Source organism: Caldimonas sp. KR1-144 (assembly GCF_049446155.1).
Classification (GTDB): domain Bacteria; phylum Pseudomonadota; class Gammaproteobacteria; order Burkholderiales; family Burkholderiaceae_C; genus Rivibacter.
Genome location: NZ_JBMSEE010000002.1, coordinates 747,573 through 771,694 on the forward strand (window position 1 = coordinate 747,573; position 24,122 = coordinate 771,694).

Annotated in this window: 23 protein-coding genes; 20 read left to right on the top strand and 3 right to left on the bottom strand. The window is 68.9% G+C overall.

Going from position 1 to position 24,122, the window contains the following annotated elements:
• Positions 1–35: 35 nt before the first annotated feature.
• The gene (locus tag ACO2TI_RS07785; protein WP_423283262.1) at positions 36–2,306 is read left to right on the top strand and encodes a PhoX family protein; all 2,271 of its coding nucleotides are present in this window, start codon (positions 36–38) and stop codon (positions 2,304–2,306) included.
• Positions 2,307–2,392: 86 nt separating this feature from the next.
• Here the strand turns inward: ACO2TI_RS07785 and rpsT are convergent, their stop codons facing one another.
• On the bottom strand, positions 2,393–2,689 hold the full coding sequence (gene rpsT, locus ACO2TI_RS07790) for a 30S ribosomal protein S20 (RefSeq protein ID WP_423283264.1): 297 nt from the start codon (positions 2,687–2,689) through the stop codon (positions 2,393–2,395).
• Positions 2,690–2,819: 130 nt separating this feature from the next.
• Here rpsT and murJ point away from each other — a divergent pair, with 130 nt between their 5' ends.
• The 10 genes from murJ to ACO2TI_RS07840 all read left to right on the top strand — a co-directional run bounded on the left by murJ (position 2,820) and on the right by ACO2TI_RS07840 (position 11,691).
• Positions 2,820–4,385: a murein biosynthesis integral membrane protein MurJ gene (gene murJ / locus ACO2TI_RS07795; protein ID WP_423283265.1), complete on the top strand. Its 1,566-nt coding sequence runs from the start codon at positions 2,820–2,822 to the stop codon at positions 4,383–4,385.
• Positions 4,386–4,445: 60 nt separating this feature from the next.
• Entirely contained in the window at positions 4,446–5,306 is an 861-nt protein-coding gene (locus ACO2TI_RS07800) for a SirB1 family protein (RefSeq protein WP_423283266.1), read from the top strand.
• A gap of 231 nt (positions 5,307–5,537) precedes the next feature.
• A complete protein-coding gene (gene hda, locus ACO2TI_RS07805) occupies positions 5,538–6,215 on the top strand; it encodes a DnaA regulatory inactivator Hda (RefSeq protein ID WP_423283268.1) in 678 nt (225 codons plus the stop codon).
• A gap of 4 nt (positions 6,216–6,219) precedes the next feature.
• Positions 6,220–6,888: an HAD family hydrolase gene (locus ACO2TI_RS07810; protein WP_423283269.1), complete on the top strand. Its 669-nt coding sequence runs from the start codon at positions 6,220–6,222 to the stop codon at positions 6,886–6,888.
• Positions 6,885–8,468 (top strand): polynucleotide adenylyltransferase PcnB, encoded by a 1,584-nt coding sequence (gene pcnB / locus ACO2TI_RS07815; protein WP_423283271.1) that lies wholly within the window; start codon positions 6,885–6,887, stop codon positions 8,466–8,468. The genes ACO2TI_RS07810 and pcnB overlap by 4 nt, the downstream gene beginning before the upstream one ends.
• Before the next feature lie 15 nt (positions 8,469–8,483).
• Entirely contained in the window at positions 8,484–8,981 is a 498-nt protein-coding gene (gene folK, locus ACO2TI_RS07820) for a 2-amino-4-hydroxy-6-hydroxymethyldihydropteridine diphosphokinase (RefSeq protein ID WP_423283272.1), read from the top strand.
• 20 nt (positions 8,982–9,001) lie between these two features.
• Entirely contained in the window at positions 9,002–9,502 is a 501-nt protein-coding gene (locus tag ACO2TI_RS07825; RefSeq protein ID WP_423283273.1) for a DUF6265 family protein, read from the top strand.
• A 21-nt stretch (positions 9,503–9,523) separates the two neighbouring features.
• Positions 9,524–9,883, top strand: a complete 360-nt coding sequence (locus ACO2TI_RS07830) for a DMT family protein (RefSeq protein ID WP_423283274.1) — start codon at positions 9,524–9,526, stop codon at positions 9,881–9,883.
• Positions 9,884–10,008: 125 nt separating this feature from the next.
• Entirely contained in the window at positions 10,009–10,656 is a 648-nt protein-coding gene (locus tag ACO2TI_RS07835) for a DUF47 domain-containing protein (RefSeq protein WP_423283276.1), read from the top strand.
• Between the two features lie 24 nt (positions 10,657–10,680).
• On the top strand, positions 10,681–11,691 hold the full coding sequence (locus ACO2TI_RS07840; protein ID WP_423283278.1) for an inorganic phosphate transporter: 1,011 nt from the start codon (positions 10,681–10,683) through the stop codon (positions 11,689–11,691).
• A gap of 30 nt (positions 11,692–11,721) precedes the next feature.
• Here ACO2TI_RS07840 and ACO2TI_RS07845 read toward each other — a convergent pair whose 3' ends face one another.
• Positions 11,722–13,059 (bottom strand): MFS transporter, encoded by a 1,338-nt coding sequence (locus ACO2TI_RS07845; protein WP_423283280.1) that lies wholly within the window; start codon positions 13,057–13,059, stop codon positions 11,722–11,724.
• A 243-nt stretch (positions 13,060–13,302) separates the two neighbouring features.
• Between ACO2TI_RS07845 and ACO2TI_RS07850 the strand changes: the two genes are divergently transcribed.
• The 5 genes from ACO2TI_RS07850 to ACO2TI_RS07870 all read left to right on the top strand — a co-directional run bounded on the left by ACO2TI_RS07850 (position 13,303) and on the right by ACO2TI_RS07870 (position 19,718).
• The gene (locus tag ACO2TI_RS07850) at positions 13,303–13,935 is read left to right on the top strand and encodes a helix-turn-helix domain-containing protein (protein WP_423283282.1); all 633 of its coding nucleotides are present in this window, start codon (positions 13,303–13,305) and stop codon (positions 13,933–13,935) included.
• Positions 13,936–14,017: 82 nt separating this feature from the next.
• Entirely contained in the window at positions 14,018–14,554 is a 537-nt protein-coding gene (locus ACO2TI_RS07855) for a hypothetical protein (protein WP_423283283.1), read from the top strand.
• Entirely contained in the window at positions 14,551–16,650 is a 2,100-nt protein-coding gene (locus ACO2TI_RS07860; protein WP_423283285.1) for a hydantoinase/oxoprolinase family protein, read from the top strand. The genes ACO2TI_RS07855 and ACO2TI_RS07860 overlap by 4 nt, the downstream gene beginning before the upstream one ends.
• The gene (locus ACO2TI_RS07865) at positions 16,640–18,301 is read left to right on the top strand and encodes a hydantoinase B/oxoprolinase family protein (protein ID WP_423283287.1); all 1,662 of its coding nucleotides are present in this window, start codon (positions 16,640–16,642) and stop codon (positions 18,299–18,301) included. Before ACO2TI_RS07860 ends, ACO2TI_RS07865 begins: the two co-directional genes overlap by 11 nt.
• A 13-nt stretch (positions 18,302–18,314) precedes the next feature.
• Entirely contained in the window at positions 18,315–19,718 is a 1,404-nt protein-coding gene (locus tag ACO2TI_RS07870) for an aminopeptidase P family protein (RefSeq protein ID WP_423283289.1), read from the top strand.
• An 85-nt stretch (positions 19,719–19,803) separates the two neighbouring features.
• On the opposite strand, the gene ACO2TI_RS07875 is transcribed toward ACO2TI_RS07870, so the two are convergent.
• Positions 19,804–20,187: a hypothetical protein gene (locus ACO2TI_RS07875; RefSeq protein WP_423283290.1), complete on the bottom strand. Its 384-nt coding sequence runs from the start codon at positions 20,185–20,187 to the stop codon at positions 19,804–19,806.
• Between ACO2TI_RS07875 and ACO2TI_RS07880 the strand changes: the two genes are divergently transcribed.
• The 4 genes from ACO2TI_RS07880 to ACO2TI_RS07895 all read left to right on the top strand — a co-directional run.
• Positions 20,126–22,201, top strand: coding sequence for a TonB-dependent receptor (locus tag ACO2TI_RS07880; RefSeq protein ID WP_423283292.1), 2,076 nt, complete (start codon positions 20,126–20,128; stop codon positions 22,199–22,201). The genes ACO2TI_RS07875 and ACO2TI_RS07880 overlap by 62 nt on opposite strands.
• A 98-nt stretch (positions 22,202–22,299) precedes the next feature.
• Complete coding sequence (locus ACO2TI_RS07885) at positions 22,300–23,169, top strand: MotA/TolQ/ExbB proton channel family protein (RefSeq protein WP_423283294.1); 870 nt, start codon at positions 22,300–22,302, stop codon at positions 23,167–23,169.
• 29 nt (positions 23,170–23,198) lie between these two features.
• Complete coding sequence (locus ACO2TI_RS07890) at positions 23,199–23,975, top strand: helix-turn-helix domain-containing protein (protein WP_423283296.1); 777 nt, start codon at positions 23,199–23,201, stop codon at positions 23,973–23,975.
• A 25-nt stretch (positions 23,976–24,000) separates the two neighbouring features.
• On the top strand, positions 24,001–24,122 hold a 122-nt coding region (locus tag ACO2TI_RS07895), incomplete at its 3' end, for an ExbD/TolR family protein (protein ID WP_423283336.1).

Consider the following 24,122-nt stretch of genomic DNA (forward strand, 5'->3'; position numbering starts at 1 on the left):
CCGCGTCCCCGCCACTTCAAAGCAGCAAGGACACCATGAACCGCCTCGTCGACCTTCCCAAGCGCGCGCTCGACCTGTTTCGCAGCGAAGAAGAGGACAGCAACCGCTCGGCCAACCCCAGCTTCATGGAGGTGCTCGACGCGCGCCTGAGCCGCCGCTCGATCCTGCGCGGCGGCGTCGGCACCGCGGCGACCGCGCTGCTCGGCGGCCTGGGCATGACGGCCTGCGGCGGCAGCGACGACGATGACGACGACGGCAGCGAAGCGCCCGCGCCGCTGACCACGCTGGCCTTCACGGCCGTGGCCAAGAGCGTCGCCGACGTCGTCTCGGTGCCGACCGGCTACACCGCGTCGATCATCTACGCGCTCGGCGACCCGATCCTGGCCGGCGCCACCGCCTTCAAGAACGACGGCACCGATGCCGATTTCGACAACCGCGCCGGCGACCACCACGACGGCATGGAGTACTTCGGCCTGTCGGCCGCCGGCCAGCGCGACGACGAGAGCTCGACCCGCGGGCTGCTGGTGATGAACCACGAGGCCACCAGCCAGGGCAACGGGGAACTCGCGTCGGCCTTCGTGCACGCCAATGGCGGCACCAACACGCTGCCGCGCCCGGCCGCTGAGGTCGACCGCGAGGTGCCGCTGCACGGCGTGTCGGTCGTCGAGGTGACCAAGGCTTCGGGCCAGTGGGCCTATGTCCAGGGCTCGAACTTCAACCGCCGCGTCACGCCGCTGACGCCGGTGGAGTTGTCCGGCCCGGCGCGCGGCAATGCGCTGATGAAGACCAAGTACTCGACCGCCGGCACGCAGGCGCGCGGCACGCTCAACAACTGCGGCACCGGCATCACGCCCTGGGGCACCTACCTCACCGGCGAGGAGAACTGGGCGGGCTACTTCACCCGCGGCGCGGCCGACGATGCGGCGCGCGGCGACCGCAGCGTGGTCTCGCTGCAGCGCTACGGCCGCAGCCAGGGCGCGGCCAGCCGCCACGGCTGGGAAACCGGTGGCGCCGCCGACCAGTACGCGCGCTGGAACATCAGCAAGAGCGGCGCGTCGACCGACGGCAGCGACGACTACCGCAACGAGCTGAACACTTTCGGCTACATCGTCGAGATCGATCCCTACGACAAGACCAAGGCGATCAAGAAGCGCACGGCGCTCGGCCGCTTTGCGCACGAGAGCGCGTCGTTCTCCAAGCTCGCGGCCGGCAAGCCCCTGGCCGTCTACATGGGCGACGACTCGCGCGGCGAGTACATCTACAAGTTCGTCTCGACGGCCAACTGGGATGCCGCCGATGCGCAGGCCACCGACCGCGTCGCCACGGGCGACAAGTACCTCGACGCCGGCAAGCTGTACGTCGCCAAGTTCGCCGCCGACGGCACGGGCCAGTGGATCGAGTTGAACATCGCCAATGCGGCGATCGCCGGCTACGCGAACTACGCCTTCGCCGACCAGGCCGATGTGCTGGTGAACGCCCGCCTCGCGGCCGACGCGGTGGGCGCGACCAAGATGGACCGTCCCGAGTGGTGCGCCGTGCATCCGACCACCGGCGAGATCTACTACACGCTCACCAACAACAGCAACCGCAAGGTCGAGCCCAGCAGCGGCTCGCAGATGGCCGTCGATGCGGCCAATCCGCGCTCCTACAAGGACAGCTATGCGGGCGGCGCCGAGGGCTCGGCCGGCAACATCAACGGCCACATCATCCGCATCGCCGAGACCGGCGGCGAGGCCGCGGCCACGGGCTTCACGTGGGACGTCTATCTGTTCGGCGCCCAGTCGGACGCCGATGCGACGAAGATCAACCTCTCGTCGCTGACGGCCGACCAGGACTTCTCCAGCCCCGACGGCCTGTGGTTCAGCAAGAACACCGGCCTGTGCTGGATCCAGACCGACGACGGCGCCTACACCGACGTCACGAACTGCATGATGCTCGCCGGCGTGCCGGGCCAGGTGGGCGACGGCACCGAGGTGACGCTCAGCTACACGAAGGCCGATGCCAGCACCCTGGCGATCACCACCCGCGTCGGCAAGAAGCCGGCGGCCGACACGCTCAAGCGCTTCCTCGTGGGCCCGAAGGACTGCGAACTCACCGGCTGCGCCGAAACGCCCGACGGCAAGACGCTGTTCGTCAACATCCAGCACCCCGGCGAGTCGATCACCTCGGCGAACGTGGCCAACCCGAGCAGCTACACCAGCCATTGGCCGGGCAACGCCGGCTACGGCGCGGGCGGTGCGACGGCGCGTCCGCGTTCGGCCACGCTGGCCATCACCAAGAACGACGGCGGCCGTGTCGGCAGCTAAAAGCCAAAGGGCCCGCGCGAGCGGGCCCTCAAAAAGCGAAAAGGGCTCGCACTGCGAGCCCTTTTCTCATCACCCGGACAGCGGCTTCAGGCCGCCAGCGCCTTGATCTTGGCCGACAGGCGGCTCTTGTAGCGAGCGGCCTTGTTCTTGTGGAAGATGCCCTTGTCGGCGATCGAGTCGATCACCTTCTGGGCGCCCTTGAAGGTTTCGGTGGCCTGGGCCTTGTCACCGCCGGTGACGGCCTTCAGCACGGCCTTGACGGCGGTGCGGAACTTCGAGCGCAGCGAGGAGTTGGCGGCGTTGAGCGCGACGTCCTGGCGAGCGCGCTTGCGACCCGACTTGATGCGGGGCGACTTCTTCTTGGCTTTGGCGGAGGTGGCCATGTTGAGATGAAAGGTGTCCGGGTGGAAAGCCCGCGAGTGTACCACGCTCGCCTACAGCAAGCCAGGCCGGGCGGCAAGACGTTAGTAGCCGCTTCCTATAATCCGCCGCTTTGCCAGGCTCCGGCCCCCGATGAACCTGCTGCGCGCTGCCTCCACCGTCTCCTTGCTGACGCTTGCCTCGCGCATCACCGGTCTGGTGCGCGAGCAGGTCGTCGCGGCCACCTTCGGCGCCAGCGTCGTGACCGACGCGTTCAACGTCGCGTTTCGCCTGCCAAACCTGCTGCGCAGGCTGTTCGCCGAGGGCGCGTTCTCGCAGGCTTTCGTGCCGATCCTCGCCGAAACGCGCACCCGCCAGGGCGACGAAGCCACGCGCAGCCTGGTCGACGCAGTCGCCACGGTGCTGTGCTGGGCGCTGCTGGCGACATGCATCGTCGGCGTGGTCGGCGCGCCGCTGCTCGTGTGGTTGATCGCCCAGGGCCTCAAGGCCAGCGGCGGCTTCGACCTGGCGGTCGTGATGACGCGGCTGATGTTTCCGTACATCGGCTTCATGTCCCTGGTCGCACTGGCTGCCGGGGTGCTGAACACCTGGAAGCGCTTCGCCGTGCCGGCCGCGACGCCGGTGCTGCTGAACCTGAGCTTCATCGCCGCGGCCTGGTGGCTGTCGCCGGTGTTCGAGCGCCATGGGATCGAGCCGGTCTACGCGCTGGCAGCGGGGGTGATGCTCGGGGGCGTGCTGCAGTTCGCCTGGCAGCTGCCGGCGCTGGCGCGCATCGGCATGCTGCCGCGCATCGGCGTCGCGCCGGCCGCGATCGCGACGGCCTGGCGGCACCCCGGCGTGCACCGCGTGCTGCGCCAGATGGCGCCGGCGCTGCTGGGCGTCTCGGTGGCGCAGATCTCGCTGCTGATCAACACCCAGATCGCAACCCAGGTCGGCCCGGGCGCGGTGTCGTGGCTGAGCTATGCCGACCGGCTGATGGAGTTCCCGACTGCCCTGCTGGGCGTTGCGCTCGGCGTCGTGCTGCTGCCGCAGCTGTCGGCCGCCCAGGCGCGCGACGACGCGGTGCAGTTCTCCGCGATGCTCGACTGGGGCCTGCGCCTGGTCGTGCTGCTCGCGCTGCCATGCGCGGTCGCGCTGCTGGTGTTCCCGCAGGGGCTGGTGGCGGTGCTCTACCAGCGCGGCGCCTTCGTCGCCAACGACGTCGCACAGACCGTGACTGCGCTGCGCGGCTACGGCGTCGGCCTGCTGGGCCTGGTGGGGCTGAAGGTGCTCACGCCCGGTTTCTACGCCAAGCAGGACATCCGCACGCCGGTGCGCGTGGCGATCGTCGTGCTGGTGCTGACCCAGCTGCTGAACCTGGCCTTCGTGCCGTGGCTGGGCCACGCGGGCCTGGCGCTGTCGATCGGCTGCGGGGCCCTGGTCAATGCGGCCTGGCTGATGGTCGGGCTGCGCCGGCGCGGCAGCTGGCTGCCGGCGCCTGGTTGGGGCGCCTTCCTCGCGCGCGTGGTGTTGGCCACCGCGCTGATGGGCGCCTTGCTGGCCGCGGCCACCTGGCGCTTCGACTGGGTGGCGCTCGGCCGCCAGGAGCTGCTGCGAGCCGGCTTGCTGGCGGCCGTGCTCGGCGGCGCGGCGCTGCTGTATTTCGGCACGCTGCTGGCGTGCGGGCTGCGGCTGAAATCGTTCATCCGTCGCGGCTGATCCGTACGCGGGCAATGCCGGTGCCGACGCGGCGCAGGCACGGCCTACACTGTGTCCGAGATGCCCACCTACGCTCCCCTGACGCCGCTGGAGTACTTCGCGTCGCTCGTGGCCGACGACGCCCATTTCGCGCTCACCGAGGCTGCGGTCGCGATCGCGCAGGACGAGGAGCCGCGGCTCGACGTGCAGGCCGTGCTGTCGGACATCGACAGCCTCGCGCAGCGCGTGCGCGAGCGCCTGCCGGCCGACGCCGGTGCGGTGCAGAAGCTGCGCCTGCTCAACCGCTATTTCTATCGGGAGCTGGGCTTCGCGGGCAACGTGAATGACTACTACGCCCCGGGCAACAGCTACCTGCACGAGGTGTTGCGCACGCGCCTGGGCATCCCGATCTCGCTGGCGGTGATCTACCTCGAGATCGCGCAACAGATCGGCCTGGCCGCGCGCGGCGTCTCGTTTCCCGGCCACTTCCTCGTCAAGCTCAAGATGCCGCAGGGCGAAGTGGTGATCGACCCGTTCACCGGCAAGTCCCTGTCGCGCGAGCAGCTCGACGAGCGGCTCGCGCCCTACAAGCGCCGTCAGGGGCTGCTGGGCGAGTTCGACATCCCGCTGGGCCTGTTCCTGCAGGCCGCGCCGCCGCGCGAGGTGATCGCGCGCATGCTGCGCAACCTGAAGGAGCTCTACCGCAGCCAGGAGGATTGGCCTCGGCTGGTGCCGGTGCTGCAGCGCCTGGTCGTGCTGCTGCCCGCCGACGCGACCGAGCGCCGCGACCTCGGCCTGGCGCGTGCCGAGCTGGGCGACGCGGCCGGCGCGGCGGCCGACCTCGAGGCCTACCTGAGCCAGTCGCCGGCCGCTGAGGATCGCGACGAGATCGCCGAGCGCGTGGCCGAACTGCGCGCGGCCGGCCCGCGCCACCTCCACTGACCGCCGTCACGGCACGGCCGCACCGGGGCCCGGCCCCGATAGAATCGTCGCGCCTTTGCGGCCCGCGCAATGCGCGCCGTGTCGCCGCAGCCTGCGGTCGGGCCCGGTGCCGGGCGCCGCGCCCGCCGCCTACCTCGAGTTCCTGCACCCCGTGCCTCGCCCGCTCGTTCATGTGATCGCGACGTCGCCGCGCCTGTGCGCGCAGCGCCCGCGCGTGGGCGCATGACCGCCATGCGCCAGCTTCCGCTCGCGATCGCGCCGGGCCCCGCGCCGGGGTTCGACAACTTCGTGCCCGGAACCAATGCCGCGGCGCTGGCGGCGCTGCGCCGTCGGCCGCTGCCCGCGACGCCGCTGTACCTGTGGGGCGAGACCGGCACCGGCAAGACCCATCTGCTGCAGGCCCTGGCGCGCGAGCTGCGCGACGGCGAGGGCGCGTCGATCGGCGCCTTCGGCGTGCGCTCGTCCGCACCCTGGGCCTGGGACGAAACCTGGCGCGCGGTGCTGATCGACGATTGCGAGTCGCTCGACGCCGCGCAGCAGCACGCCGCCTTTGCGCTGTTCGTCGAGGCGCAGGGCGCGCAGGTGCCGCTGGTGGCCGCGGGCCGCCTGCCGCCGGTCGACCTGCCGCTGCGCGAGGACTTGCGCACCCGCCTGGGCTTCGGCCTGGTGTTCCAGCTGCAGCCGCCGACCGAGGCCGAGGTGCGCGCCGCGCTGCGCCGCGAGGCCGACCGGCGCGGCATCTTTCTCTCCGACGAGCTGATGCGCTGGGTCATGCTGCGCCACGCGCGCGACCTCGGCTCGCTGATGGGCCTGCTCGACCGCCTCGACGTCTACGCGCTCGAGCGCCAGCGTGCCGTGACCGTGCCGCTGCTGCGCGAGATGCTCGGCAGCGAGGCGCCCGCCGACTGAAGCCATGGACCTCTGCCTGTTCGACCTCGACCACACGCTGATCACGCTGGACTCCGACCACGAGTGGGGCGAGTTCATGATCACGATCGGCTGGGCCGACGCACACGCCCACCGCGCCACCAACGACGCGTTCTACGCGCAGTACCAGGCGGGCCGGCTCGACCTCGACGCCTACATCGACTTCGCGACGCGGCCTTGGCGCGATCGCTCCCAGGCCGAGCTCGCGCAGGCGCAGGCGCGCTTCATGCGCGAGGTGATCGAGCCGGCCATCCCGCGCGCGGCGCGCGCGCTGGTCGAGGAGCACCGTGCGCGCGGCGACCGCGTCGCGATCGTCACCGCGACCAACGAGTTCGTCACCGCACCGATCGCGCGCGCGTTCGACGTGGCGAGCCTCATCGCCATCGAGCTCGAGCGCGATGGCGCCGGCCGCGTGACCGGCCGCATCCGCGGCGTGCCCTCGTACCGCGAGGGCAAGGTCGAGCGCGTGCGCGAATGGCTCGCGGCCGACGGCCTGTCGACGGCCGATTTCAACCGCATCAGCGTCTACAGCGACTCTCCCAACGACCTGCCGCTGCTCGAGATGGCCACCGACGCGGTGGCCACCAATCCGACGCCCGCGCTCGAAGCGGTGGCGCGCGAGCGCGGCTGGCGTCTTCTGAACCTGAGCTCATGATCAAGAAACTCATCGACAAGCTGCTCGGCAAGGGCCCGGCCTCGGCCGCCGCGGGCGGCAAGGGCGTCAAGGCCAAGCGCGTGGAGATCGCGCGCGAGCAGCACGGCATCGACCTCGGCCTGGTCGACGAGCGCGCGATCAAGGTCGTCAAGACGCTCAAGGACGCCGGCTTCCAGGCCTACATCGTCGGCGGCGCGGTGCGCGACCTGCTGCTGGGCCTGCGCCCCAAGGATTTCGACGTCGCAACCGACGCAACGCCCGAGCAGGTCAAGCAGCAGTTCCGCCGCGCCTTCATCATCGGCCGGCGCTTTCGCATCGTCCATGTGGTGTTCGGCCGCGGGCGCGAGCACGAGGTGATCGAGGTCTCGACCTTCCGCGCCCTGGTCGACGCCAGCGCCGCCGAGCAGGTCGAGGGCAACGAGAAGACCAGCAAGAGCGAACTCGCCGGCAAGAGCCACGTCGTCGATGCCAGCGGGCGCGTGCTGCGCGACAACGTCTGGGGTTCGCAGGACGACGACGCCGCGCGGCGCGACTTCACCGTCAACGCGATGTACTACGACCCGCTGGCCGAGGTCGTGGTCGACTACTTCCACGGCCTGGCCGATGCCAAGAAGCGCGTGCTGCGCATGATCGGCGACGCCGCCACGCGCTACCGCGAGGATCCCGTGCGCGTGCTGCGCGCGGTGCGCTTCGCGGCCAAGCTCGGCTTCACGATCGAGCCCAAGACCCTGGCGCCGCTGCGCGAGGGCGCGCAGCTGCTGCGCAACGTGCCGGCCTCGCGCATGTTCGACGAGATGATCAAGCTCTTGCAGACCGGCCACGCGGTGCGATCGCTGGCCGAGCTGCGCACGCACGGCCTGGTCGGCGGCGGGCAGGGTCATCGCGGCATCTTCCCGATCCTTGACGCGGTGGTCGAGGCCGAGGGCAAGCAGCCCGAGCGCGATCGCTTCGTGCAGCTCGCGCTCGAAGACACCGATCGCCGCGTCGGCGAGGACAAGCCGGTCGCGCCCAGCTTCCTGCTCGCCTGCCTGCTGTGGCACGAGGTGCTGCAGCGCTGGCAGAAGAACAAGGCGCGCGGCGATGCGCCGTTCCCGGCGCTGCAGGACGCGATCGACGCGGTGTTCGACGCGCGCGTCGGCGACATCTCCGGGCGCGGCAAGCTCGGTGCGGACATGCGCGAGATCTGGTCGATGCAGCCGCGCTTCGAGCGCCGCGTCGGCAATGCCCCGTTCTCGCTGGTCGAGCAGCCGCGCTTTCGCGCCGGCTTCGATTTCCTGCGCCTGCGCGCCGCCGTGGGCGAGGTCGACGAGTCGCTCGCGCGCTGGTGGGAGTCGTTCTCCTCGACGGAAGACGAAGCCGAGCGTCGCGCGATGATCGACGAGGCCCGCAAGTCCGAAGGCCGCAAGCCCGCGGGCGGCCGCGTGCACCGCGTCGAGCGCGTGCGAGACGAGGCCGCCGCGTCGAACGAGGAAGGCGACGCGCCGTCCGTCGACGAAACCTCGGCGCCGGCCAAGAAGCGCCGCCGTCGTCGCCGCAAGCCGGCGGGGACCGGCGCTGCCACGGCGCCGCAGGGCGACTGAACCACGCGGGCCGGCATGCAGCGCGCCTACATCGGTCTCGGCGCCAACCTCGGCGATGCGCGCGGCGCGCTGGCCGCGGCGCTGCGCGCGCTGGCGGCGCTGCCGGCCACGCGGGTGGCCGCCGTGTCCTCGCTCTACCGCACGGCGCCGATCGATTCGAGCGGCCCCGACTACCTCAATGCGGTGGCCGCGCTCGACACCGAGCTGGAACCCGAGGACTTGCTGCAATCGCTGCTCGACATCGAGGCACGCCACGGCCGCGAGCGTCCCTACCGCAATGCGCCGCGCACGCTCGACCTCGACTTGCTGCTGCATGGCGAGCGGCAGCTGCACACGCACGCGCTGACGCTGCCGCATCCGCGCCTGCACGAGCGTGCCTTCGTGCTGCGACCGCTGCTGGAACTCGCACCGGCGCTCGAGGCGCCGGGGCTGGGCCCGCTCGCGTCCTACCTCGATCGCGTGGCCGATCAGCACATCGAGCGCTGCGAGATGCCGGTCGTTCCCTGGCCCTGACGAGACATCGGGAGACCGCGGTGGCGCAAAGCATTGCATGCACTGCCGCACTCGCCTGCGCGATCTCGGCCGCCACCGGCGTGGCCGCGGCCGCCGACGCGCCCGGGCGCGTGCAACAGCTCGGCTGGCTGGCCGGATGCTGGCAGCTCGAGCGCCGCACCGAGCGCGGCCCGCGCATCGTCGACGAGCAATGGATGGCGCCTTCGGGCGGCGCGCTGCTGGGTTCGAGCCGCACTGTCAGTGCCGGCGTGCTGGTCGATTTCGAGCACATGCTGATCCGCGAGGAGGGCGGCGGGCTGGTCTTCACCGCCAGGCCGGCGCGCCAGCCCGAGGCGAGCTTTCGCGCCATCGAGATCGCCGACGGCGCGGTCGTGTTCGAGAACCGCGAGCACGACTTTCCGCAGCGCGTGATCTACCGCCGCGGCGCCGATGGCCGGCTCGATGCGCGCATCGAAGGCGTGCTCGGCGGCCAGCCGCGCGCCATCGACTTCCCCTACCGCCGCGTCGCCTGTCCCGGCTGAGCGGCCGACATCGCGCCAACCATGACCGCCACCTCGCTTCCCGTACCGCTGCAGACCGTGGGCCTGCTCGTCGCCAGCAACGTCTTCATGACCTTCGCGTGGTACGGCCACCTCAAGAACCTCGCCGACCGCACCTGGCTGGTCGCCGCGCTGTTGAGCTGGGGCATTGCGCTGTTCGAGTACCTGCTGCAGGTGCCGGCCAACCGCATCGGCGCCACGCAGTTCAGCGTCGGCCAGCTCAAGATCCTGCAGGAGGTGATCACGCTGTCGGTGTTCGTGCCGTTCGCGGTGTTCTACCTGCGCGAGCCGCTGAAGTGGGACTACCTGTGGGCCGGGCTGTGCATGGTCGGCGCCGTCTACTTCATGTTTCGCAGCGCCTGACCGGCGGCCCGCGACCGGCCCGCGGGGCAGCGTGTCAGTCGTGTGACAATCCGGCCTGCGCCCCGGGCACCCCCGGGGCGTTTCACGTCTGCCACCGACCCCGATCCGCGAACCCTGGAGATCCCATGCTGTTCGGCAAGCTGCTGCCTCGCGAAGGCAACTTCTTCGAGCTCTTCAACCAGCATGGCCACCACATCGTGGAGGGTTCGCGTGCCTTCCTGCAGATGATCGAGAGCTACGGCAACCTCACCGAGCGAGAGCGCCTGGCCGCCTCGGTCGACACGGCCGAGCGCCAGGCCGACAAGATCACCGCCGAGGTCAACCGGCTGCTGCACAAGACCTTCATCACGCCGCTGGACCGCGAGCAGATCCACTCGCTGATCAACGCGATGGACGACATCCTCGACCTGCTGCAGGACACGACCGAGACCATGAGTCTCTACGACGTGCGCCGCATGACCGAGGAGACGCTCAGCCTGGGCCAGCTCAGCGCGCGCTGCTGCGAGCGCGTGCAGCACGCGGTGGCGCTGCTGCCCAAGCTCAGCCAGCCGACCGCGGTGGAAGCCGCGCTCAAGGCCTGCGAGGAGATCGACCACCTCGAAAGCGACGCCGACCGCGTGATGCGCTCGGCGATGAGCAAGCTGTTCCGCGAGGAGCAGGACGTGCGCGAGCTGATCAAGCTCAAGGCCATCTACGAGATGCTCGAGTCGATCACCGACCGCTGCGAGGATGTCGCCAACCTGATCGAGGGCATCGTCCTCGAGAACTCCTGACCCCCGGGCGAAGGGCTTTCTGAGATGGAAGCGGTCCAGCTCGGGTTCTGGGTCGTCGCGCTGCTGGTGCTGCTGGCGGTCGCGTTCGACTTCATGAACGGATTCCACGACGCGGCGAACTCGATCGCCACCGTCGTCTCCACCGGCGTGCTCAAGCCGCAGCAGGCGGTGGTGTTCGCGGCGTTCTTCAACTTCGTCGCGATCTTCATCTTCCACCTCTCGGTGGCCAAGACCATCGGCAAGGGCATCGTCGAGCCGGGCGTGGTCGATTCGCACGTCGTGTTCGGCGCGCTGTGCGGAGCGATCGCGTGGAACGTGATCACCTGGTACTTCGGCATCCCGTCGTCGAGCTCGCATGCGCTGATCGGCGGCATCGTCGGCGCGGTGATAGCCAAGAGCGGACCGCAGGCGCTGATCGGCGCGGGCATCGGCAAGACGGTGGCCTTCATCTTCGTCTCGCCGCTGCTCGGCTTCGTGCTCGGCTCGCTGCTGATGGTGCTCGTCGCGCACCTGTTCCAGGGCGTTTCGCCACTGAAGATCGACCGCCTGTTCCGGCGCGGCCAGCTCGCCTCGGCGGCGCTGTACAGCCTGGGCCACGGCGGCAACGACGCGCAGAAGACCATCGGCATCATCTGGATGCTGCTCGTGGCCAGCGGCTATGCCGCCGCGAGCGATGCCTCGCCGCCGTGGTGGGTGATCTGGACCTGCTACATCGCGATCGGCCTGGGCACGATGTTCGGCGGCTGGCGCATCGTGAAGACCATGGGCCAGAAGATCACCAAGCTCAAGCCAGTGGGCGGCTTTTGCGCCGAGACCGGCGGGGCGCTGACGCTGTTCCTCGCCACAAGCCTGGGCATTCCGGTCTCGACCACCCACACGATCACCGGCGCGATCGTCGGCGTCGGCTCGACGCGGCGCATGAGCGCGGTGCGCTGGGGCGTGGCCGGCAATATCGTGTGGGCCTGGATCTTCACGATCCCGGCATCGGCGCTGATGGCCGCACTGGCCTACGGGCTCAGCACAGTCCTGTTCTGAGCCGGGCCGCCGAGGCGAACGGGGCCGCGCTCATTCCAGCGTCGTGCCCTCGGTCTCGTGGATGAAGGCCGACGCCACGACGGTTGCGGCCAGGAAGGCCGCGATGAAGGTGACGGTCGTGACATAGCCCTGCGTCGCCAGCACCGCGCCGATGGCCGCTGGCGCGATGGCGTTGGCCACACGCTGCGCGGCGATGCCCCAACCGTATCCGATGGCCCGCAGCTCGGTGCCGTAGAGCTCGCCCATCCAGGTGTTCCACACGCCCCACGCGCCGAGGCTGAAGAACGACAGTCCGAAGTTCCACGCCATCATCGTCGTGATGCTGCCCGAGGCGGCCAGGCCGAAGCCGCAGATGGCGGCGCAGGCCACGAAGCTGACCATGACGCGCTTGCGGCCCCAGCGCCCGGTCAGGAACGACGCGGCGATGTAGCCGGGGAACATGAACAGTGCAGACAAGGCCATGAAGCCCAGGCCTTGCGGCGCATCGAGGCCGCGCTTGGCGAGCAGCGTGGGCATCCACGAGGTCAGGGCCCAGTAGCCCCACGAGAACGTGAAGTTGACCACCGTCTGCAGCAAGGTCACGCGCAGCTGGTGGCCGCGAAACAGCCCGAGCAGGCCGGACCCCGCCTCGGCGGCCGCGGCCTGCGCCGGCGCGATGGGGCGCTGGTCGTGATGCGAGGGCCATGTGGCACCCCACAGGCGGCGGATCACGTCTCGGGCCTGGATCAGGCGCCCCTTCTGCTGCAGCCAGTACGGCGATTCCGGCACCCACAGCCACACGGCAATCGCCCACAGGCCGGTCAGCGAGCTTGCCCGCACGGTCCAGCGCCAGCCGGCTTCCGAGAAGGCGTGCACCACGCCGATCGAGATCAGCAGGCCGAGCGGCCAGCCGGCCGCCAGGTAGACCGCGGCCTTGCCACGCACGGCGGCCGGCAGCAGCTCCTCGAAGTAGGGAAAGGTGTTGACCAGCACGCCGGCGAGGGCGAAGCCGCAGATGAAGCGCAGCGTCCACAGGCTGCCGGCGTCCGGTGCCATCGAGCTGGCAAGGCTCACGGCGCCGTAGCTCGCCAGGCTCCACATGATCGAGGCGCGGCGGCCGAAGCGGTCGCTGATCCAGGCCCAGGCAAACGCGCCGGGGATCATGCCGAAGAACAGCGCGCCGAGCAGCGAACCGAGCACCACGTAGTCGATCCCGAGGTCCTTGGTCACCGAGGGGCCGCACAGGATCAGCGTCATCATTTCCCACGACTCGATGACGAAGGCCATGAAGAGCACCAGGCCGGCCTGCCAGTGCCTGGCCGTGACGGGCATGCGTTCGTACAGCGCGCCGATCGAGATCGCGGCGGTTCCTGGTTCCGAGTGGCTCATCGTCTCCCTCCATCGATGCGGATGATCTTGTTTAGTCTAAGTAAAAAATTTAGATCAACCATCATCGAAAGCGGCATTCAACCGGGCTGTCCGTCATCTCTCTTGCTTCGTTCTCTCTTCATTCCCAGGAGAATCGAGGTCCTCGGTGAAAACACCGAGAGGCCTGTCAGTGTTTTAGCTTGTCTAAAACTTTAGCCTTCCTAAAATCATTTCCCACGGAACATGACCGAAGACCAACCCAGCATGAACGCCATCGACCGACTGGGAGAAAGGCTTCGACACCGAAGGCTGGACCTCAAGATGACTCTCAAAGACGTCGCCCAGGCGTCCGGGCTGTCCATTGGCTTCCTGTCGCAGATCGAGCGCAACCTCACGGTGCCCTCGCTCTCCTCGTTGGCCAGCGTGGCGTCGGTGCTCAAGACCACGATCGCCGACCTGTCGGTCCAGCCCAGCGAGCCGCATCCCGACACCTACGGCGCCAAGCGCGTCTCCTATCAGCTGCCTGACGGCCGCGTGCGCTACGAGCGGCTGTCGACCGTGTTCGCCGGCAGCGTGCTGCATTCCGTGAAGTTCATGATGCCGGTCGGCTACCGATCCGAGACCGTGTCGCACGCGGGCGAGGAGATGGTGTTCGTCCTGTCGGGCGACATCGTCTATCGGGTCGCCCAGCAGTGCTACGAGCTCACGGCCGGCGACAGCCTTCATTTCGACGCCAAGATTCCGCACAGCATCGAGGCGACCGGCGGGCCGAACGGGCGTGCCGAGGTGATCTGGTCCGGCACGCTCGACATCTTTGGCGACCATGAAGTGGCCCGATCGAACGGCCACGCCAGTGAACTTCGGGGGACCGAGTTCAACGACCAGATCGTCCCCTGACCCGCGCGGGCTCGGCCCGCACCTGAATCACGAGAGCAAAAGGATTGCGCGGTTTCGACCGCTGCAAGGGAGGAGGTTTTTCTTGAATATGAAGGATGGCGGATCCATTGATCACGCATTTCTGGCGACGGTCACCGAGGGGCTGTCGCAGGCGCAATGGCCGGTGGTCTACCGGTGCATTGCCGACTTGTACGCGCATGAAGTGGGGTACCGACTGATGACCATCTCGGCCATCGACATCCAGGCCACCGCACCGGTGCGGCGACTGTGGAGCTCGAACGACGCGGTCTTCCCCGTGGGAGGGCGCAAGCCGCTGGGTACGCAGGCCTGGCGGCGCACCGTGCTGGATGAACTTTCCGTGATGGTGTGCGACGGCGAGGCCGAACTGGCGGGCGCCTTCGACGACCACACGATGCTGCGCGATCTGGGTTGTGCCTCGGGCATCAACGTGCCCATCGTGGTTGCGCGGCGGGTCGTCGGGTCGGTGAACCTGTTCAACGAACGCGGCTGGTACACGCCGCCGCGGGTGGAGCGGGCGAAGCAACTGAGCGCCTGGGTCTACGCGCCGTTGCTGGCGAGCTGCCATGTCCGCGAAGAAGCCTCGGGAGACCGTGCATGAGCAAGAAGCAAATCCGCGTGTGCACCGACGTGGGTGGCACGTTCACCGATCTCGTCTACTTCGAGACCGACGAGGCCACGGGAGCGCAGACCCTGCGCACCGCCAAGGCCGACACCACGCCGCCGAATTTCGAGGAGGGCATTCTCGACGTCCTGCGCGAAGGCAAGGTGTCGGTGCGCGAGATGTCGGCCTTCGCGCATGGCACGACCGTGGTCATCAACGCGCTCACGGAGCGGCGCGGCGTCAAGACCGGGCTGATCACCACCCGCGGCTTTCGCGACACGCTCGAGATCGCCCGCGGCGCGCGCCCGGACTTCTTCAACCTGCAGTACCGCAAGCCGGAACCCTTCGTCGAGCGCTACCTGCGTCGCGAGATCGGCGGTCGCCTCGACGCGCGAGGGCAGGAGCTCGCGCCGCTCGAGCTCGACGGGCTCGGTGCCATCCTCGAAGACTTCCGCCGCGAGGGCGTCGAAGCCATCGCCGTGAGCCTGCTGCATGCCTATGCCGATCCGAGGCACGAGCGGCTGGTCGTCGAACGCGTCCGCCAGCTGTGGCCGGAGGTCTCGGTCGTCGCCTCCCACCAGATCACGCGCGAGTGGCGCGAGTACGAGCGCACCAACACCGCCGTGCTGTCGGCCTATGTGCAGCCGATCGCGCACCGCTACCTGACGCGGCTGAGCGACCGCCTCGTCGAGCACGGCTACGGCGGCCCGATCTACGTCATGCAGTCGAACTGCGGCGTCGATACGCTGGACCATGCGCGCATCGCGCCGATCACGATGGTCGAGTCGGGGCCCGCCAGCGGCATGTGGGGCGCGGCGGCGCTCGGGCGGCTGATCGACGAGCCCAACGTCATCGCGCTCGACATCGGCGGCACGACCGCCAAGTGCTCGCTGATCAAGGACGGCCAGGTCCAGATCAAGACCGACTACTACATCGAGCGCGACCGCACGCATGCCGGCTATCCGATCACGGTGCCGGTCGTCGACCTGGTGGAAATCGGCAACGGCGGCGGCTCGATCGCCTCGGTGAGCGAATCGGGGCAGCTGCGCGTCGGCCCGCAGTCGGCCGGCGCGATGCCGGGGCCCGCGGCCTACGGACGCGGTGGACAGCACGCCACCACGACCGACGCCAACCTGATGCTCGGGCGCATCAATCCGGACTACTTCTGCGGCGGCAGCATGCGTGCCGACATGTCGGCCGTCCACGGCGCGATGAACCGCCTGGCCGACCGCCTGCAGCTCACGCCGTTGGAAGTGGCGCGAGGCATCGTGCAGATCGCCGACTTCAACATGGTCAACGCGCTCAAGCTCGTGTCCATCAACAAGGGCTACGACCCGCGGGACTTCGTGCTGGTGGCCTTTGGCGGAGGTGGCGGCATGCATGCCGTGTCGCTGGCCCAGGAGCTGGGCGTCAAGGAAGTCGTCGTGCCGCGCGGTGCCGGCGTGTTCTCGGCATGGGGAATGATGATGTCCGACCTGCGCCGCGACCAGTTCCTGACCAAGGTGCAGCCCTTGTCGGAGCCCGGCGCGGCCGCGGAGGCCCAGCGCCTGATCGAGGAACTCGAGGGCAAGGCCGTCGAGGACTACGCGGCCGACGGCATCGCGGCCGAGCGCGTGAAACTGCAGTGCGGCGTGCGGCTGCGCTACCAGAACCAGGAGCACGCGGAAGAGGTTGCGCTGCTGGCCGGCGAACGCTTCGATCGCGACATCGCCGCCGTCGTCGCGCGCTTCCACGACCAGTACGAGCGCAAGTACACCTACCGGCTCGATGCGCCGGTCGAGATGGTCGGGCTGCACCTCGCCGCATTCGCCGAGGCCGGCAAGCTCGAGCCGCGCCGCCTGCCCTTGTTGGACCGACCCGCCAGCGATGCACGCAAGGGCCGCCGCCAGGTCGACTACGGCGCGTCGGGCATCCACGAGGCCGACATCTACGACAGCCTCAAGCTCGCTCCCGGCATGAGCTTCCACGGGCCGGCCGTGATCGAGGACCCAGGCACGACCATCGTCGTCTTCCCGGGCAACCGCGTCCACATCGACGCCTATGGCAATACGCGTATCAGCCACCTCAATGGAGGCCAGCAACATGTCCAGTAGCGCCAGCGCATTCACGTCCGAGCTGATCCAGAGCTCGCTGCAAGCCATCGCCGCCGAGATGTTCGAGTCCATGCGCCTCACGGCGATGAGCCCGATCATCTACGAGGTGCTCGACATGGGCACGGGCATCCTCAACGCGCGCGGCGAGATGGCGAGTTCCGGCGCCGGCATCCCGGTGCTGGTGGGCGTCGTCGACAAGGCCGTGCGGCGCATCGTCGACCTGTACCGCGAGCCGGGGTCGATCGAGGAAGGCGACGTCTTCATCACCAACGATCCGGCCTACGGCGGGGTCACCCACCTCAACGACATCATCCTCGCGATGCCGGTCGTCGCCGGCGGGCGCCTCGTCGCCTGGACCGCCAACAGCGCGCACTGGAACGACGTCGGCGGCATGGTGCCCGGCTCGATGGCCATCGATGCGACCGAGATCTACCAGGAAGGCCTGCGCCTGCCGGCGGTGAAGCTCATCTCGCGCGGCAGGACCATCCAGCCCGTGGTCGACATCATCAAGGCCAACTCGCGCATGCCCGACTTCTCCGAGGGCGACCTGTGGGCCGGCGTCGCGGCTGCGCGAGCCGGCGAGCGGCGCCTGAAGGAGATCGTCGAGCGCTACGGCGTCGATGCCTTCCTCGGGGCGGTCGAGCAGTCGATGGACCGGGCCGAACAGGTGTCGCTGCGCGCACTGAAGAGGCTGCCCAAGGGCTGCTTCAGGCTCGCCGAGGAGCAGGACGACGGCAAGGTCTTCAACGTCGCGATCACCATCACCGACGACGAGATGACCGTCGACCTGCGCGACAACCCCGACAGCATGCAAGGCCCGGGCAACATCTGCCGAGACGCCACCGAGATCGCCGCGCAGATGGTGTTCAAGTCGATCACCGACAGCGGCTCGCCGGCCAACGGCGGCACCTTCCGCCCGCTGAAGGTGCTGACGCGTCCGGGCAGCCTGTTCGACGCCGCGACGCCGGCGGCCGAAGGCTTCTACTTCGAGACGCTGATTCGCGTCTACGACCTGATCCTGCGCTGTCTGTCGGCCCAGTGCCCCGAGCTGGTGTGCGCCGGCTGCTATTCGTCGAACTGCGTGACCTTCATCGGCGGCCTGCATCCGGACACCGGCCGCGCGTTCACGCTCGTCGAGCCGGAACTGGGCGGCTGGGGCGCCTTGCACAACCGCGACGGCAACAACGCGATGTTCTCGCCGATCCATGGCGACACCTTCAACTGTCCGGCCGAGGTGGTCGAGACGCGCTACGGCGTCTACGTCGACAAGATGGAGCTCAATCTCGAGCCCACCGGCGCGGGCCGCTACCGCGGCGGCCATGGGGTCGTGATCGACTACCGCGTGCGGGCCGACGGCGCGACGCTGACCTGCGGCTACTCGCGGGCCAAGGTCCGGCCGTGGGGCCTGGCCGGCGGCGGCGAAGGCTCGCCCAACTACGTCGAGCTGATCCGCCGCGACGGCACGCGCTCGCGCCACACCTTCGACAGCAACATCTCGATGAACGAGGGCGATGTCGCCCGCATCGTCACCGGCAACGGCGCCGGCTACGGCGACCCGAAGCAGCGCGATCCGCAGGCGGTGCGCCGCGACATCCGCGACGGCCTCATCACGCCGCAGGCCGCGCGCGCCGTCTACGGCGCTGCCATCTGAGCGCGCACCGGCCATGGACACGCCGCGCTCCCCCGGTCCGCTGGTGACGCGCCGGCGGCGCGAGGCCTTGGCCTCGCGCATGGCTGGTGCCGGCCTGGTGCTGATGGTGGGCCACAGCGATGTCGGCATCAACTACGCCGCCAATGCCTACCCGTTCTGGCAGGACGCCAGCTTCCTCTATTTCTTCGGCCTGCGCAGGCCCTCGCTGGTCGGCCTGATCGATCTCGACACCGGGGAAGACGTGCTGTTCGGCGACGACCCGCATCCGCACGAGTGCATCTGGAGTCCGCTGGGCCCACCGATCCGCGACGAGGCTCGCCAGCAGGGCATCGCGTCGTGCCAACCGCTGGAGCGTCTGCCGGATGCCATCGAGCGTGCCCTGCGCAAGGGCAGGGTCGTGCACTACCTGCCGCCCTATCGGGCCGACACGGTCCTGCGACTGCAGGCCCTGCTGGGCCTGGCCGCGCCCGAGGTGGCGGCGGGCGCCTCGACCTCGCTCATCCAGGCCGTGATCGCGATGCGCGAAATCAAGACGGCCGACGAGATCGACGAGATCGAATCCGCGCTGCGCATCACCGCGGCCATGCATGCGAGCGCGATGAGGCATGTCAGACCCGGCGTGGCCGCTGCCGAAGTGCTCGGTGCCATCGATTCGGTGGTCGCGCACGCGGGAACCTGCGCTGCCTACGCACCGATCTTCACCGCGCGCGGTGGCATCCTGCACGACGTGCCGCACCACGGCCCCTTGCCGGCGGGTGCGCTGATCGTCAACGACTCGGGCGCCTGCTCGCCGGGCGGCTATGCGTCGGACATCACCCGCACGCTGCCGGTCGACGGCCGGTTCGTGGGCCTGCAGCGCGACATCTATGCGCTGGTGCTCGCCGCACAAACGCGCGCGAAGCAGGCCATCGCGCCCGGCGTGCGCTTTCGTGACGTGCATGACCTGGCCGCGCGGGTGATCGCCGAAGGCATGAAGGAACTCGGCTTCCTGCGCGGCGACGTCGACGAGATCGTCGGCTGCGGCGCCTACGCCCTGTGCTTTCCTCACGGACTCGGCCACCAGATGGGCCTCGACGTGCACGACATGGAGTCGCTGGGCGAGGACCGGGTCGGCTATGGCCCCGGGGAGCGGCGCAGCGAGCTGTTCGGTCCGCGTTTTCTGCGCCTCGCGAAGGCCTTGCGGGCGGGCATGGTGTTGACCGTCGAGCCCGGCATCTACTTCAACTCGTCGCTCATCGATGCCTGGCAGGCCGAGCGGCGATTCGAGCACCTGATCGACTACGCCGCCTTTGCCAGGAATGCTGGATTCGGCGGGGTGCGTATCGAAGACGACGTCGTGGTGACTGAAGGGGGTTGCCGGACGTTGGAACCGCTCATTCCGAGCGCCATAGCGGATGTCGAGGCAGCGATGAGCTGACGCCTGACTCGCCCTTCGCATCACCGCCCCGGCGGTTTGTGGTCCTGGATTCAAGCACCAGGCGCCAGGGGTGTGCTTTTTTCTCTCAGAACCAGGGAAGAACGATGGAGGCCTTGATGAACCCGAATCGCGGAAAGCGCAGGTACATGAAAGACCATGCGCGCCATTGTGTCACTGCGCTGGCCTGGATGTCGGTGGCCGCCGCTGCCTGGGGCCAGGCCGCGCCCGCACCCGAGCCGGCTGCCAGCGAGCCTGCGCCTGCCGCGCCCGCCCCCGCGGCGTCCGAGCCGGCGGCAGCCGCTGCAGCGACCACGAAGCCGACCGCGTCAAACGAGGCGGCACAACTCGATGCCGTCGTCGTCACGGCGCGCAAGCGCGCCGAGAGCGTGGTCGACGTGCCGTCGTCGGTGAAGGTGTTCTCGTCGAAGACGCTCGAGAACGCAGGCGTCACGCAGATCCAGGACTTCATCGGCCTGACGCCCAACGCCTCGATCGTCAAGTCGCAAAGCGCCGGCATCTCGTTCATCACCATTCGCGGCCTTTCTCAGGTGCGCAACGGCGAGGCGCCGGTGGCCATGGTCGTCGACGGCGTGGCGGTGCCCAACAGCCGTTCGTTCACGCTGGAGCTCAGCGACTTGCAGGACGTGCAGATGCTGCGCGGCCCGCAAGGTGCGATCTACGGCCGCAATGCGCCGGGCGGCGCGATGGTGATCAACACGCGCCAGCCGACCAACGAGACCACGGGCTTCTTCCAGGCCGGTGCCGGCACGGGGCGCGAGTACAGCCTCAAGGGTGCCGTCAGTGGCGCGATCGTGCCCGACACGCTGGTCTATCGCATCGGTGGCAGCTTCGTCGACCGCAAGGGCTACTTCGACAACGTCAACCTCGACGAGAAGATGGACCCGTACCGCGACGCGACGGTGCGCGGCCTGCTGCGCTGGTACGCCACGGACGCCGCCACGGTGGACCTGCGTGCGATGCGCGTCCACACCACCGGCGGCGCGAACAACTTCCTCGCGCAGAACATTCTCTACACGCCGGCCGGATCGTGCACGCTCGATCCCAACACGGCGTTCAACGGGCCTGCGCCGGATCCCAACCGCTATTCCGAACGCTTCTGCAACTCCTACATCGGCACCAACGACCGTGACATCACCGACGTCTCGCTGAAGTTCGACTACGCGATGCCGTTCGCGACGCTCACCGCGATCGCGAGCTACAACACGGTCGAGGAGTTCGAGTCGGGGACGCAGTACCCCTATACCGCGACGCCCAACCTCTTCGGCTTCCTCAACGGCTCGCAGTCGCAGTACTCCGACGACGTCTCCCGCAGCCTCGAGGTGCGGCTCGCCTCGCCGGAGAAGCCCGGCTTGCGCTGGATGGCCGGCATGCAGATCCTGCGCACCAAGGGCTTCATCTCGACGGCCACCGGTCGCGACGATGGCCAGGGCATCGTCCGCATCGAGCGCGATCCGCGCTTCGGTGCGACCAACAACCCGACGCTGTCCTGGCTGGCGGACACCAACCGCGACCGCGCCACGTCGGTGTTCGGCAACCTTGAGTACGACCTGACGCCCAAGCTGGTCGGCGCGATTGGTATCCGCTACGACAAGGACAAGCGCTCACAGGACGTCGACCCGCGGACCAGTCCCGCGATCGACACCTGCAACACCGGGACGAATCCCGGCAGCTCGGCCGATTGCCACAAGTCCAAGGACTTCAGCAGTACGCAGCCCTCCGCCTCGCTGCGCTACAAGATCAGCGACGAGACGCAGGTCTACGCGACGGCCGGCAAGGGCTTCCGCAGCGGCCTGTTCAACCAGAGCGGCGTGGCGGAGGCGGCGGGCCTGCCCGGCGTCTACGACCAGGTCGGCCCGGAGACGACCAAGTCGTTCGAAGTCGGCTTCAAGGGCGAGTACGACCGCCGCCTGCGCGTCGAGGCTTCGCTGTTCCGCAGCAAGGTCAACGGGCAGCACTACTTCCTCTTCATCCCGTCGATCAGCGCGCAGGTGCTGACCAACATCGACGAGGTCACGCTGACCGGCGGCGAACTCGAAGTGGCGTACACGCCGATGCGTGGCCTGGACCTGTCGGCCGGCGTCGGCGTGACCAAGAGCGAGATCAACCGCTACACGCTGAATCCGGCGGCCGAGGGCAACTGGGCGCCGTACGTGCCGCGCGTGTCGGCCAACCTGGCGGCGCAGTACCGCTTCCCGATCGGCAAAGGGCTGGCGATCATGACCCGCGGCGATGTGATCTCGAAGGGCAAGCAGTACTGGGATCCCGAGAACAACGGCGCTCGCGACCGCGTCAACCTCGTGAACCTGCACCTGGGGGTCGAGGACGAGCAGGGCACGTGGTCGCTCAAGGGCTCGGTCTACAACGCCACCGACAAGAAATACAACGAGGAGTTCGTTGCCGGCGGCTTTGCGACGCCCGCCAATCCGCGCGTGTTCCGCGTCGAGTACCGCTACAAGTTCTAAGCCTCTCGTCGGCCGCCGCGCCGATCGGCCGGCGGCCCATTCATTCCTGATGTGATGCGCCGCGTGAACGCGCATCTTGTTCCCGACGGAGTCTCATCATGGCGTTGTTGCGCAGCTTCATCCAATCCATTGCGACCGTGACGCTGGTCCTGTCGCTGGTCCCGGCCGCGTTCGGCCAGTCGGTGTCTGCCGACGCCTCCGGGTCCGCGCCGACTGCTGCGACTGCCGAGCCGGCCGCGGTGCCCGCCGCGCCCAACCTCGACAGCGCGCCCGCTCCCGCGGCCGCCAAGGTCGACAACCCCTACGGCCTCGAAGCGCTGTGGAAGGGCTCCGACGCGGTTGCCAAGGCGGTGCTCATCATCATGGTGATCATGTCGATGGGCAGCTGGTACATCATCATCGTCAAGGTCATCGAGCAGGCCAAGATCGGCGCGCAGGCCAAGGCCGCGGCGGCCAAGTTCTGGAACGCCGGCTCCATCCGCCAAGGTGCCGATGCGCTGGACAAGACCAGCCCGTTTCGCTTCATCGCCGAGAACGGCATCGACGCGACCAAGAAGCACGACGGCCTGCTCGCGCACGTGGATCTGAACACCTGGGTCACGATGGGCATCCAGCGCGCGATGGACCGCGTGCAGTCGCGCCTGCAAGACGGCCTGGCGTTCCTGGCCACGGTGGGCTCCACCGCGCCCTTCGTCGGCCTGTTCGGCACCGTCTGGGGCATCTACCACGCGCTCACCGCCATCGGCGTGGCGGGCCAGGCCTCGATCGACAAGGTCGCCGGTCCGGTGGGCGAAGCGCTCATCATGACCGCCATCGGCCTGGCCGTCGCGGTGCCCGCGGTGCTTGGCTACAACTGGCTGGTGCGTCGCAACAAGGCCTGCATGGACGACGTGCGCGCCTTCGGCAACGACCTGCACAGCGTGCTGCTGGCCAGCGTCCCTACCGCCGTCGTCAAGAAGGCCGCTTGACTCCTTGCAGTTGATAGGAGGTCCTCACCATGAGACAAGCCCATGAACCGGGTTCGAACGCCACGGCCGAGCCTGTCGAGCACTACCTGCTGTTGTGGCAGCGCGCCGGCGCAGGCTGGGCCAGCCAGGAAGACCGGCGGGCCGTACTGGCGCCCGGGGTCGCGGTGCTGATCGACGAGCGCCGGCCCTATGCCATCCACTACGGGCCCGGCGAGCACGACGAGGTCATGCTGCAGATTCCCTGCAACCGACTCGAGACCCACATCCGCGATGCGCAGGACCTGACGCTCATCGCGATCGACAACGACGGGCCGGCGGGCAGGCTGCTCGCTTCGATAATGAGCCTGCTGCGTGACGCTCGCGTGAGCGCGCCATCGCGGACGAAGCTGAGCCTGTCCGAAGCGATGACCAGCGTGGTCGCCGCGGCGCTGCGCGAGCTGCCGGGCGCCAAGGTCCGTGAGCCGTCGAAGCTGCACGGCTACTACCTGCGCTGCGTGCAGCGCTACCTGGACGAGCACGTGCGCGAGCCCGACCTGTCCGTTGGCCGCATCGCGGATGCGGTCGGCGTGTCGAGCGACCACCTGGCGCGGCTCTTCAAGGCACAGCCGCTGCCCGTCTCCGGCCTCGTGCGCAAGATGCGCATGGACGGCTGCGGCCGCGACCTGCGCGATCCGCGCCTGGGCCATCGCAGCATCGGCGACATCGCCTTCGCCTGGGGCTTCGGCGACATGGCGCATTTCAGCCGGACGTTCAAGCGCGCGCACGGCATGCCGCCGAGCGAATGGCGACGCGGGGCCGAGGCTTGACGGATCGACCGAACGGAGTCTTGCCATGGCCATGAACGTCGGAAGCGCCGACGGGGACGAAGACCAGGTGGTCTCGGCCATCAACACCACGCCGCTGGTCGACGTGATGCTGGTGCTGTTGATCATCTTCCTGATCACCATCCCCGT